Source organism: Alicyclobacillus fastidiosus, assembly GCF_026651875.1.
GTDB lineage: Bacteria > Bacillota > Bacilli > Alicyclobacillales > Alicyclobacillaceae > Alicyclobacillus > Alicyclobacillus fastidiosus.
On record NZ_CP104067.1, the window covers coordinates 2,169,931 to 2,182,074 of the forward strand.

The 12,144-nt window shown below is 42.4% G+C and carries 12 protein-coding genes; 8 read left to right on the plus strand and 4 right to left on the minus strand.

Features of this window, described 5'->3' with window-relative positions:
- The first annotated feature begins 6 nt into the window (after positions 1 to 6).
- Entirely contained in the window at positions 7 to 1,119 is a 1,113-nt protein-coding gene (locus NZD89_RS10755) for an aminotransferase class I/II-fold pyridoxal phosphate-dependent enzyme (protein WP_268007723.1), read from the plus strand.
- A complete protein-coding gene (locus tag NZD89_RS10760; RefSeq protein WP_268007724.1) occupies positions 1,112 to 1,777 on the plus strand; it encodes an acetyltransferase in 666 nt (221 codons plus the stop codon). Before NZD89_RS10755 ends, NZD89_RS10760 begins: the two co-directional genes overlap by 8 nt.
- A 148-nt stretch (positions 1,778 to 1,925) precedes the next feature.
- On the opposite strand, the gene NZD89_RS10765 is transcribed toward NZD89_RS10760, so the two are convergent.
- Positions 1,926 to 2,597, minus strand: coding sequence for a glycosyltransferase family protein (locus NZD89_RS10765; protein ID WP_268007725.1), 672 nt, complete (start codon positions 2,595 to 2,597; stop codon positions 1,926 to 1,928).
- Between the two features lie 430 nt (positions 2,598 to 3,027).
- Between NZD89_RS10765 and NZD89_RS10770 the strand changes: the two genes are divergently transcribed.
- From NZD89_RS10770 to rfbC, 5 genes are all read left to right on the plus strand, one after another.
- On the plus strand, positions 3,028 to 3,828 hold the full coding sequence (locus NZD89_RS10770) for a glycosyltransferase family 2 protein (RefSeq protein ID WP_268007726.1): 801 nt from the start codon (positions 3,028 to 3,030) through the stop codon (positions 3,826 to 3,828).
- A 430-nt stretch (positions 3,829 to 4,258) separates the two neighbouring features.
- Positions 4,259 to 5,323 carry a glucose-1-phosphate thymidylyltransferase gene (locus NZD89_RS10775; RefSeq protein ID WP_268007727.1) on the plus strand — a complete coding sequence of 355 codons (1,065 nt, stop codon included), beginning with the start codon at positions 4,259 to 4,261 and terminating at the stop codon, positions 5,321 to 5,323.
- A 136-nt stretch (positions 5,324 to 5,459) separates the two neighbouring features.
- Positions 5,460 to 6,482: a dTDP-glucose 4,6-dehydratase gene (rfbB, locus tag NZD89_RS10780; protein ID WP_268007728.1), complete on the plus strand. Its 1,023-nt coding sequence runs from the start codon at positions 5,460 to 5,462 to the stop codon at positions 6,480 to 6,482.
- Positions 6,479 to 7,354 carry a dTDP-4-dehydrorhamnose reductase gene (gene rfbD, locus NZD89_RS10785; RefSeq protein WP_268007729.1) on the plus strand — a complete coding sequence of 292 codons (876 nt, stop codon included), beginning with the start codon at positions 6,479 to 6,481 and terminating at the stop codon, positions 7,352 to 7,354. The genes rfbB and rfbD overlap by 4 nt, the downstream gene beginning before the upstream one ends.
- Positions 7,341 to 7,889, plus strand: coding sequence for a dTDP-4-dehydrorhamnose 3,5-epimerase (gene rfbC, locus NZD89_RS10790; protein ID WP_268007730.1), 549 nt, complete (start codon positions 7,341 to 7,343; stop codon positions 7,887 to 7,889). The genes rfbD and rfbC overlap by 14 nt, the downstream gene beginning before the upstream one ends.
- A 380-nt stretch (positions 7,890 to 8,269) precedes the next feature.
- Here rfbC and NZD89_RS10795 read toward each other — a convergent pair whose 3' ends face one another.
- Complete coding sequence (locus tag NZD89_RS10795; RefSeq protein ID WP_268007731.1) at positions 8,270 to 9,274, minus strand: hypothetical protein; 1,005 nt, start codon at positions 9,272 to 9,274, stop codon at positions 8,270 to 8,272.
- A 370-nt stretch (positions 9,275 to 9,644) separates the two neighbouring features.
- On the opposite strand from NZD89_RS10795, the gene NZD89_RS10800 reads away from it, so the two are divergent.
- Positions 9,645 to 10,316 carry a CsxC family protein gene (locus NZD89_RS10800; protein ID WP_268007732.1) on the plus strand — a complete coding sequence of 224 codons (672 nt, stop codon included), beginning with the start codon at positions 9,645 to 9,647 and terminating at the stop codon, positions 10,314 to 10,316.
- Here the strand turns inward: NZD89_RS10800 and NZD89_RS10805 are convergent.
- Positions 10,313 to 10,492, minus strand: a complete 180-nt coding sequence (locus NZD89_RS10805; protein WP_268007733.1) for a hypothetical protein — start codon at positions 10,490 to 10,492, stop codon at positions 10,313 to 10,315. The two genes, NZD89_RS10800 and NZD89_RS10805, sit on opposite strands and share 4 nt — an antisense overlap.
- A 216-nt stretch (positions 10,493 to 10,708) precedes the next feature.
- Positions 10,709 to 12,085: a UDP-N-acetylmuramoyl-tripeptide--D-alanyl-D-alanine ligase gene (locus NZD89_RS10810; protein WP_268007734.1), complete on the minus strand. Its 1,377-nt coding sequence runs from the start codon at positions 12,083 to 12,085 to the stop codon at positions 10,709 to 10,711.
- Positions 12,086 to 12,144: the final 59 nt, after the last annotated feature.

Genomic DNA, 12,144 nt, shown 5'->3' on the forward strand with positions numbered 1-12,144 from the left:
CACAGTATGATTGAAATACCATTTCTAAAACCTAATGTAGTGAAAAACGAAGCCTATCTACCTTATTTAGATCAGATTGATATTTCACGAGTTTACAGTAATTACGGGCCGTTAAACGATCTCTTTGAACAACGTGTGTTGTTAGAATATTTCAATAATGAAGGTGCCGTTTCAACCGTCAACAACGCTACAACTGGCCTGATATTAGCTATCAGTGCTTGTAAGCGTAAAGGCGGAAAATACGCACTCATGCCGAGCTTTACGTTTTCTGCCACTCCGCTAGCAGCAATTTGGGCGGGATTAGAGCCATATTTTATAGATATAAGTGAAGATAACTGGTGTATGAATGAGAACATCGTAAAAGAGGTCATTGAAAAACTTGGTGATGACGTGGCCGTCGTTGTCCCTTATGCGACATTTGGAACCTGGCTCGACTTGAGTTACTATATGTCACTGATGAATCAGGGAATACCCGTGGTGGTTGACGCCGCTGCAAGCTTTGGTACATGTCTTGATAAACAATTTGGTACTGCGTTCGACGGCGCAATTGTATTTAGTTTTCATGCAACGAAAGCGTTCGGAATTGGTGAAGGAGGTCTCGTATACAGCAGTGATCAAAACCTCATTAAAAGGATACGTGAAGCAGCTAATTTTGGATTTAACGGGGACAGGGAATCGTGTCTGTTAGGCCTTAACGGTAAGACTTCGGAATATACGGCTGCAATTGCACTAGCTACGCTACCGGAGTTCCCTGAAAAGAAAAAAGTACGTAATAAAATCAGAGAATGGTACTTGGACACGATGAAGTCCTCCCATTTGCAAGAGCGAGGATGGAGGATTCAAGAAACGAAGGGTTCTATTGCGCACCAATTCTTTCCGATCTTATGCCCTAAAGATCAAGTAAATAGTGATTTAGTTAAAAGATTAGAAACCCAAGGAATACAGGTACGTCATTATTTTTCCCCTGCCTGTCATGAACAAGAAATGTTTCGGTCTTACCCTCGATCAAATCTATCAGTCACAGACGAAATTCAAAAACGGATTCTCAGTTTACCATTGTGGGAGGAAATGGATGAAAATCACGTGATACGGGTAGTAAGGAGCTTAGTTAATGGCTAATAAACTGGTAATTTGGGGATGCGGAGGAATGGCACGAGAGGTGAATTGGTTGTGTCAACAACTAGGTCATGACGTTGCAGGATATCTGGATGAACGACCAGAGTTTCGTGGTCGAATCACTGACGGTTTGCCAGTCATAGGGGACTTACTGGACATACCGCATTTGAAAGATGAAGTTCATGTCGTATGCGCGAGTGTTGGAGATCCAGCCCTAAAGAAAAAGTTCGTCGATAAGACATTGCAATATGGTTTCAGAGTAGCAGATTCGCTTGTGCATCCATCTGTGTTTATTTCAAAACAAAACCACATTGGAACGGGTACGATTATTTGCGCGGGTGCAATCATAACAACAAATGTTAGGATTGGTGATTTTGTCATTGTAAATGTCAATGCAAGCCTCTCCCACGATACGATTGTTGAAGACTACGTAACGATCTCTCCAGGTGCCACTGTTTGCGGGAACGTAACCATAGGTCAGTCAACATTTATAGGTGCTGGGTCTACAGTAAAGGAGAAAGTTAGAATAGGTTCGCGTGCAGTGATTGGTGGAGGGGCATTTGTCAAGGACAATGTACACAGCATGTCCCTTTATGCCGGAGTACCGGCAGTATTTAAGAAAGATCTAAGCGTAACGACAGACCCTTCTGTACAAGAATAGAGGTTGCTATTGAGTACCCTTCGGTTATCCCCTTGCGTATGAATCGCCCCTCTGAGTGTAGAGTTACTCAGAGGAATTGATTCTAGATATCGACTATGAAAGCGTTTAGAAAAAACAGACCCATTTTTGTCCGGATTACCACGACACTTCATGGTAGGTAGTTTTTAATGAAAATCCTGTGATTCCGTTCATAAGCCGCTGCTTTAGTGCTCCATTCATCTGGGTTGCCAATTGGGACATCGAAGCCATGTTTACACCAAGGTGTATGCTGATTTGGTACCCCGACTAAATACCCATGCTTTTTGAATTCTAAACATTGTGATGTGTCGTACAAGTGAAACCCATCGAAGAGATCCTCACGCCACCAGACATCATACTGAGTAGCCATCAATAGCCCATCCACAGCATCAACTATTTCAAAAGTCCCTTCTACGGGTAAAAGTTCTAGGATACGATCAGGCAAAATCACCTTACCGAACAACCTATGATCCTTCCACCAGACCCCGTCAGGCGGAAGAACTTTGCAGCCCACCATTCCAAGTAGACCAAGTCTAGGTTCTGTCATGAAAACAGTTAAGATGTCACCGATAAAGTTTGGATTGATAATTAGAACATCCTGGTGTAGATAAACCCGGTACTTAGCGTCAGACTGCCGAATCGCGGAATTATATGCTTGGGTCATACTGTGAGCATCATGAATTGGTAGTATTTCAACACTGTAACCATGCGGGACATTTAACGCCTGTATGTGATTCATACATGTCCCATAAAGATTATCATCGTTAACGCAGATAACAAATGAGATCTTAGTTGGGTTCATTAGCTTTTCACCGACCTTCTATTTGATTCCGTTACCATCGAAGGGTCTTAATGACCTGGACCATGTAGTTTATGAGCAGCCAAAGAAAAAAGTTCTTTTAGCAGATACACACTAGTCTAAATTGTAAGAGGGTACTCAAAAATAGGCAGGGTTCATCTGGTGTTAGCGTAGTGTGTCATGACACGGTTAGATAGGTGTCGCCTGAAATCGTTCATTCCTCCACAACTTACATCTAGGGATATCGTGCATTCCACGCTTGTGTAGGTCAAGCGTTTTTAGCGCAACATATTGTGATCGTGATCCGAACCGAGGCTCTATTGTCGGGCGATGCAGGAACTTTTATTTGTAGGGGCTTGCTGTTTATGTTCCAAGTTGATGAGGAACGAAATGAAGTATAACGAATGAAGGATAAAGAGAGGAGTAGCTTTGTATGGGTAATACCAAGGTCAGTGTTCTAGTAACTACCTATAACCAACAAGAATACATTGCTGAAGCCTTAAACAGTGTTCTAATGCAAGAACATGGCTATCCCTATGAGGTAATTATAGCTGATGACTGCTCCACAGATAACACTGCTCACATCATTCGCGAATTTCAAACTCGATATCCGGAAGTAATGCGTGTTCTCCCGACTTCAACGAATGTGGGCATCACTCAAAATTACAAAAGAGGCTTTAAAGCATGTACAGGTGATTACGTCGCTGTGCTAGAAGGTGATGACTATTGGACATCCCGCGATAGGATACGGACAATGGTAGAGTTTTTAGATAGAAACATAGGATGCGTTCTCGCCTTTAATCGGTATACAGTATCGAATATGTACCAGAGCTATATTCAACCCTGGCCGATCAACGACGCATTTCAGATACTCACAGTCTCTGATTTGATAAGGAGTAATTTTATCGGTAACTTCTCTACATGTATCTACCGAAACGACGTGATTAAATCATTGGATGACTCCTTGTATAACATGAAGGTATATGACTGGATGTTTAACATCGCTGTAAGCCAACATGGGTTCATCGGATATATTCCACAGGTGATGTCAGTCTATCGACAACACCCCGCTGGTACTTGGACACGAAAAAGTGAAATCGATAAGATTCGCGAAACGATTCACTGTATCGATGAGTATAATAAATACCTAAACTATATTTACAACTACGAATTTACAGATCACAGAAACCGCTTAATATCACAAGCCCGTCAATACGGTTACATCATAGGGTAATCAATACATTCGCAACCATTTTCACATTAGTGCATCCCATAATGAAGTCTATATATGCGTGTCCGAAAAGGGGTAAAGGTAAGATGCAAGCAGGGCAAGGAGGGGGAGGCAAAAGCGCACGGAGCGTACGTGGTGGTACGTGAGTACGGTTTTGCCTCCCGCGACGCCGCCATGCGCCGCAGAGTGTTTAGCCCTTTTCGGACATCCTCTATATGTCCTACTCCTATTTAGGGTAATAGGACGTACGCATCGGGACAGAAGTCAACTCGGAGGAACTCTATGGGTGATATCTCATGCTTTTAGGCCGCACAATTTCCTAAATTTTATTGCGAAGTCCGCACTTACCCAACCATTGCCCTTTATCCCTGAATATATTGGAAAAATGTAAAAGCGATATCGTTTGAACGGATGACGTTTTAAGGAGGCCACTATGAAGGCGCTACTGTTAAGCGGAGGGACCGGGTCGCGCTTACGCCCTCTCACATTTACCGGTGCAAAACAACTCATCCCTGTGGCAAACAAGCCGATTTTGTTTTACGCCATTGAATCGATTCGTGACGCAGGAATTGTAGATATTGGTGTTGTGCTTGGTGAAACAGGCAGAGAAGTACGCTCTACGTTGGGGGACGGCAGCCAGTGGGGTGTCCAGATCAGCTATATTCAGCAGGATGAACCTCGCGGCTTAGCTCATGCAGTGCAACTCGCGAAGCCCTTCATCGGCTCTGACCCATTCTTGATGTTCCTTGGTGACAACATTATCAAGGATGGTGTGAGATCTTTTGTAAATGACTTTAAAAATAAACAATGTAACGCGCTTGTATTACTTAGTGAAGTATCGGAACCGCAGAGATTTGGCGTTGCAAAACTGTCTAAGGGACGCTTAGTCGGACTGATTGAAAAACCAAGTAACCCGCCGAGCAACCTCGCACTTGTTGGCGTGTATGCGTTCGATCACAACATCTTCAATTGTGTAAACAAAATCCAAAAATCTTGGAGAGGTGAATTAGAAATTACAGATGCCATTCAACAACTGCTAGATGATGGATTTTATGTGGATTACCGAACTGTAGAGAGTTGGTGGAAGGACATAGGGAAACCGGAGGACGTGCTGGATGCCAATCGTCTCGTTTTGGAAAATATACCGAAAAATATAATTGGTGCTCTGGATGACCATTCGAACGTAATTGGTCGTGTCCAAGTCGATAGCGGGGCTACTATCGTTAACAGCGTGATTAGAGGACCGGCAATCATTGGCCAGGGTGCACGAATCGAAAACTCCTACGTGGGTCCATTCACCTCAATATGCCCAAATGTCTACATTCGAAACAGCGAAATTGAAAACAGTGTTGTACTCGATAGCGCTGTCATTAGCGACATTGAGACACGGATCGAGGACAGTCTGATTGGCAAAAACGTGTCATTAACTTGGTCCAGCACTAGGCCTAGAACGTTTCGATTTGTTTTAGGAGACCAAAGTCAAGCTAGTGTTAGATAGCTCCAATAACCAAGACCTTTTAATACAGTCATTCTCGTATAGGGCCATTGCACCGGAGTGATCCAGTCTAAAAATGACACGTTGCTCGTTACACTTAGAAACAGTGTTGAACAAAGAATCAAAGGAAGTGTTGTCATTGAAACTGCTTGTAACTGGTGGGGCAGGTTTCATTGGAAGCAATTTCATCCATTATATCCTAAAAAAATATCCGAGTTACGTAGTCATTAATTTAGATAAACCGACATATGCTGGGAACTTTGAGTCTCTATCAGACGTTGAAAACAATCGTAACTACTATGTCATTACTGGCGACATTACCAGCCCAACGCATGTTGAGGCTGTATTTCAAAACGGTATTGATGTAGTTGTTCATTTTGCTGCCGAGTCTCACGTAGACAGAAGTATTTTGAATCCCAACGTATTTTTCCAAACCAACGTGCTAGGAACACAGTACCTGGTCGAGTTTGCAAAACAGTACAAAGTTAAAAAATTTGTTCAAATATCAACTGATGAAGTATATGGAAGTTTAGGCCAAACGGGGAGATTTACTGAAGCTACGCAGCTTCAACCGAACAGTCCCTATTCGGCTAGTAAAGCAAGTGCGGATTTGTTGGTTCGTGCTTACTATGAGACGTTTGGCATACCAGTAAACATTACGCGGTGCTCCAATAATTACGGACCGTTCCAGTTCCCAGAAAAACTTATTCCATTGTCTATCATCCGGGCGATGAACGACGAATCAATCCCACTATACGGAAGTGGATTACAGGTTCGTGACTGGTTGCACGTAGACGATCACTGTCGTGCGATTGATCTTGTCATCCATCATGGTGTTCCTGGCGAAATATATAACATTGGCGCCAATAATGAGTGGACCAATGTAGATCTCATTAAGGAAATCCTGGATAAACTACACAAACCATATGATTTAATCCATTTTGTAAAGGACCGACCAGGACACGATCAACGTTATGCGATTGATGCAAGTAAAATTAAACGCGATCTCGGTTGGACTCCTCGAATAACTTTTGAGGAGGGGCTATCTGAGACGATTGAGTGGTATTTAGATCATGAATTCTGGTGGAAACGAGTTCAAGAAGGCGAGTATAGGTCATATATGGCTTTACAATACGGACATAGATTGGATGGTCTGCTATGAAATTGCTTTTAACCGGGGCTGGGGGACAGCTCGGTAGAGAAATTATTAACATAGCAAAAAGACAAAGTGATGTTGAGCTACACCCACTATCTCGTCGTGAACTCGATGTTACGAATCGAAGTCAGGTAATTCGCACCGTCATGACAATCAAGCCTGATGTCATCATCAATGCATCCGCTTATACATCGGTAGACCAGGCCGAAACAGATACGGAAGATGCATTAACAGTGAATGCACATGGTTCACAATACATTGCTGAAGCGGCTCAAGAATACAATTGTAAAATGTGTCATATTAGTACAGATTATGTGTTTGACGGGCGAAGTACCCGACCTTACGAAGAAAATGACCCGGTTAATCCAATATCTGTATATGGCCATTCAAAAGCTCTTGGGGAGAAGTACGTTCGTCAAATATGCGAAAAACACTTCATCGTGCGTACATCTTGGTTATACAGTGCATATGGTGCAAATTTCGTCCATACGATGCTGCGCCTAGGGAATGACCCGGGTGTTGAAAGTGTACGTGTGGTAAATGATCAAACTGGATCACCTACCTGGACATTCGACTTCGCTTGTTTCCTCTTACAATTAATTCAAACGGAATACTATGGGACGTATCACGTCTCCAATAGCGGATCAACTACTTGGTACGAGTTTACCAAAGAAATTTTCCGGCTCGCTAGCATTGCAAAACCAGTTGTCCCTGTTCAGACCTCTGAGTTTCCTCGGCCAGCCAGACGACCGGCCTATTCTGTTCTAGGTTCAAAAAAAATCGTGGAGCAAGGATTTCAACCACTTCGATCATGGAATGATGCTTTAATAGCGTATTTCCAATCTATTAAGGAGGTATTACCATATGAAGATTGTTGAGGAATCTTTGAACGGCGTAAAGTTACTTAAACCAATAGTACATCGCGACAGCCGCGGTTTTTTCTTCGAAAGTTATCAACAATCTACGTTCGATCAACTGGGTTTATCCTTCAACCCTGTTCAGGAAAATCATTCTTCTTCGACGCTTGCAGGCACCATACGAGGCTTACATTTTCAGCTAGACCCGTTTGCTCAAGCTAAACTAGTACGTGTGTTGCGGGGATTAATTTATGATGTAATCGTAGATATTCGTTCTAATTCTCCTACATTTGGAGAATGGCGCGGTTATCACCTTTCCGCCGACAATCAATATCTCTTGTTTGTCCCGAAAGGTTTTGCGCACGGGTTCTGTACCTTAGTTGAGAACACAGAGGTTTTATATATGGTCGACTCACCGTATTCACCCCAGCATGAAAGTGGTATTATCTGGTCGGATCCTACACTAGGGATTACGTGGCCGGCTGGAGATAAGATTTTTTCCGAGAAAGATTCTCTTTATCCAACATTTGATGAATGGATGAACAATCAACACTAATTAAGGTTCACATCTTTATTGAGCTCGATTCACATCAGCATAAGGAGAGAGTCCCTGGGGGGAATTTGTTTTGAGATACGCTAAAGTTAAGGCTATAACATGGTGGGACGGGGTATGAAATTAAAAAAGGTAGACACACCGAACAGAGATATATGAAAATTGAGTCTAATCCTCTCATGCGCTCACCACGCTCTAAGCCTGTTCCAGAGTTTGTATGACGAGTTCCCCGGTATCATCCGCGGTTCTGCCTTCGGCCGGCATTTTGAATAAGTCCATGATGCTGGCGACGTAGAGCCAGCATCAGCCATCCCAACAAATGTGATAGACGACATCCACACCTGATTCGGACGCTCTCATAGAGTAAGTAATACACATCAAATTCAGTGTAAACCGCCTAAACTAATCAGTTGTGACTGAAGAACGTCAATCGATAAAGTTGCAGCTGCCTGTATATATACATAACTGATATTTTCCTCAGGTTGGGTTTCTTCTTTCGAGACAATACGGGATATACGTAAACGTACAAACGGATTTTCTCCGTATGGATCTACCTGTTCTCTGTGTGTGGTTAGACAGCGTCTTTGATCTTGAAAGGTATGGACCTTAAATTCCCGTTTTTTTGGTACATTCAGAGGGTAGATGAACTTTAAAGTTTGTACCGTATGCCAATCGAAATCCGTGGATATGATACACGTGTCATTTTGGGGTCCTTGGTATTCTATGTGTACAGTAAATATACCGTTTATGAAGACTTCGTTTCTGGGAAGGGAGAAACGAGAATCTAATGAATGCACACTCCAACGGATATCTGTTACCGATATCGCAGGGTGAGGGATTTCTACTTGTTTTACAAGATTGACTTGAATGTCATCGCGAGCAATTAGTACAGGTACCTCTACGTGTGGGTGATGAACTTTATATATGTTGTCAGAAACATGATTATTCATACGAGATACCGGTATCGATATCTCGCTACTAGGCAATAATGCAGGATTATCAATGGGCGACGACAATGTATCTGTAGATATGGGTTCGAGTGTATCTGCGGCTGGTTTTTTTTCAACCGTTATCGTATTTTTACCTATATGTTCTTGTTGATGATGAGTGGGTTCCTCAACATTGATTGTTGGGGATAAGGTATTGTGTTTTGTCAAGTCATTATTTAGCGTCTGTAGTTCATTGTTTATTCCTGAACCGTTTTTTGTTGTCCTATTCTTTGACACCTTTGATGATTCTTGTATTGCGTGTTGAAATAGTAAAGGCTTATGACGGTTTGCTTGTTGTTTGTCTGATGCCACACGCGAACCGCGCGGAGCATTTTCATCCGAAATTTGCCTCTTGGTTTGATTTTTAGCTTTTTGTTGTTCTCTAACCGTTTCCAGCATACACCGTCTCAATCCTCCCGTACCAACTACATCATCATACTCAGTTATGGGCAAATGTGACGATCCCGGTTTGTGAAAAACAGTTAATGAAATGTACCGGCTGCGAATTCAGTTCATCTAACTTGTCAGAGGTACTCAGATGTCACATCCGGAATGTAAGAGTGGCGTCATTCCAAAATTCAGCATATGCCTAGGAACTGTAATTAGGCGAATGCATATCATGTGTCAAAAGCCTAACCGGGCTATCCTACACGAAGGCGGGAAAAGAATGTCTGGAGACCTTAATAAAGACTCAAGTCTACAAGAGTGTTCATGCACACGTGCCCACCCGAACATTAGCACTGGCCACGTGATTGTGAAGACGCCAGTTGTGCTTGCTGAAGTATCGGTACAAGTGAACACTGAGTTCCCAATCACATTTCCAACCCCAGTCTTAGAAATCAAGGCTATCAAGAAAAACTTGAAGTTAACACAAAGTCTTCTTGCTCTACCTTCCAGTAAATTATTTTTGAGTGGATTTGTACGGAAGAACATTCAGTATGCAACGGCATCGTCGCTGACCACATCAGGGGTCAGTTCTACAATCCAGTCACTAACTGTTGATGTGCCTTGGAGCGTTGTTACAGATTTGAGTGGGAAGTTCCTGACTCCTCCGATTATGCCGAAAATGAATCGCTCAGAACAGTTTGGGTTCCAAACTACGACTGCATTACCTTCGCCTCCGTTTACTTCGACAAAAGAAATGTTGATATCTAACGACCTTGCGGAATTTGATCAAATTAATTCTGAGTATTTCAATGAACTGCCATTCTGTGAACTCGTAGCGGCGAAGTTCACGGAATTCGATTTATCTATCGGTAGAACACCATTCCCTACTGTTAGCCCTACTGCTACTCCAAGTCCATTTGAAGAAGGTTTGGCTAGTCAATTCTTAGAAAAAATGGTGATTGACCTTACAGTCAAAGTACTTCAAAATCAGCAATTTAGAATAACGTCTTGTCATCCATACAGGGATGATGATGATGACGATGAGAAGTGTTAATTCATCGAACAAGGAACCGACTTTTTCTCCGGAAAGTTGCAAATGTTGATCATCGCTGTAATGGTCAATTCAAAGCTAAAAGTCCCCGTCTGGAACCATGGCAATCCTTCCGCAAGGGAGAGCATCGTAGTCAACAAGAGGCCATTGAAAAAGCCCATCTGGATTTGAAAAGGCATAGTCCCTCAACAAATTGAGGAGACTGTGCCTTTTCTCTATATAATTGAGGCATCACAGAGATGGGTCAGGTACGTTACAAGGCGAGATAACCATATTCAGCTTCAATTTGGATATTGAAACTGATCAAGTAAGAGCCATTCTTACACGCCCACTTAGACAGCGAAAAACGACCAGCACTCCACGATAATTGGAATGCTGGTCTGTGAGCAAATCGTCTAACATGTCATGTTTTTAACCAGATTTTCAATCTTGTAATCTTTCATTGAGCTTTTGATCAAAACAATCGTATCTTCCGACATCAATTTACGTAATATACGTTCAATTTCGTTAATCTCTGTACAGGTATAGATTTGTTCTTGTTTCATCCCAAAACGTAGTGCATACTTGGCGAAGTCCTTTGCAATCGAATTTCGAGTGATCAGTACATCGATCTTTTGATCGACTAATCGCTGACCGAGACGTGCGTAATGTTCATCAGCGAACTTACCAAGTGCCGCCATTTTACCTAATACGGCAATTTTCTTACGTCCTTGTGCCAAATCATTCAACACATTTAATGCAGCATGCATCGACGTGGGATTTGAACTCCAAGAGTCATCAATCACAACACTCCCATTGATACCGGGAAGTACGTTCATGTGCCCAGGTAAAGGTTGATAAAATCTCAGTTGCTCTCCAGCTTCGTCTATTCCAATTCCTAACGAATAGACTACTGCAATGGCTGCCACGGCATTATAGACGTTGTGTTCACCGTAGCCAGGCACAAACAATTGATGAGTAAGATGTTCGAAGCGCAACGAAAAGGACGTGCCGTTCTCCTGCGTTTTTATATTCATTATTTGAAAGGCGGATTGCTCGCTAAAACCGAACGTAACGACGCTTCCTTTGAAGGAGGTTAAGTCGATCTTCCTAATATTCTCATCATCTGTATTCAACACAAGTGTTCCTGTATATTGCAAGCCGGGTAACATCTCGCCCTTTGCTTGAATGTACTCATCGTGAGAAGCAAATTTATTCAAATGATCGATACCGATATTTGTAATAGCGCCAATATTCGGGCGGAAAAATCGGCAACTTCGCAGTAAGTCCCCTTTTTTCCCGACAGCCGTTTCAAAAACGGCCACATTAGTGTCATTATCAATCCCGAGTAAATAACCCAAATTAAAAAGTGGATCATTTTTGCTACGAACGGTTGACTGAACTTTATATTTCTTAGACAACATGTGAGCGATCATTTCTTTAGTGGTCGTTTTTCCACACGTTCCAGTGATGGCGATCACCGGGATAGTAAATAATCCGCGATAATAACGGACAAAATTGTGATACGCTTCGTGCACATTATTCACCCGAACGACCGCATGGTCACTGCTCATTTTTGACCATGATTCTGAGTCTTCGGTTACGATTACACAATTTTTATACGAATCGAATCGCCAAGTCTGAATTTGATGATAACAGTCAAACAACAGTGTTTTATCTGAACCGACGTCACTAGGGTCGTCTACTACTTGCGTAATAGTCGTGGGAAGTTCACCCTGTACCCACTCACCTTTTATTTCTGTGAGGACTTTTTGAAGTTCAAGCCTTTTCATTGAATCATCTCCTCGGAATGAGCGAACAAATTCAACTCCTTAAAATTAAAGAAATTGAT

Bases quoted from the DNA above. Each gene is read 5' to 3' on its own strand.
- NZD89_RS10805 (WP_268007733.1), bottom strand. From the start codon at position 10,492: ATGCCTTTTCAAATCCAGATGGGCTTTTTCAATGGCCTCTTGTTGACT.
- NZD89_RS10795 (WP_268007731.1), bottom strand. From the start codon at position 9,274: ATGCTGGAAACGGTTAGAGAACAACAAAAAGCTAAAAATCAAACCAAG.
- rfbC (WP_268007730.1), top strand. From the start codon at position 7,341: ATGAAGATTGTTGAGGAATCTTTGAACGGCGTAAAGTTACTTAAACCA.
- NZD89_RS10775 (WP_268007727.1), top strand. From the start codon at position 4,259: ATGAAGGCGCTACTGTTAAGCGGAGGGACCGGGTCGCGCTTACGCCCT.
- NZD89_RS10760 (WP_268007724.1), top strand. From the start codon at position 1,112: ATGGCTAATAAACTGGTAATTTGGGGATGCGGAGGAATGGCACGAGAG.
- NZD89_RS10810 (WP_268007734.1), bottom strand. From the start codon at position 12,085: ATGAAAAGGCTTGAACTTCAAAAAGTCCTCACAGAAATAAAAGGTGAG.
- NZD89_RS10770 (WP_268007726.1), top strand. From the start codon at position 3,028: ATGGGTAATACCAAGGTCAGTGTTCTAGTAACTACCTATAACCAACAA.
- NZD89_RS10765 (WP_268007725.1), bottom strand. From the start codon at position 2,597: ATGAACCCAACTAAGATCTCATTTGTTATCTGCGTTAACGATGATAAT.
- rfbD (WP_268007729.1), top strand. From the start codon at position 6,479: ATGAAATTGCTTTTAACCGGGGCTGGGGGACAGCTCGGTAGAGAAATT.
- NZD89_RS10755 (WP_268007723.1), top strand. From the start codon at position 7: ATGATTGAAATACCATTTCTAAAACCTAATGTAGTGAAAAACGAAGCC.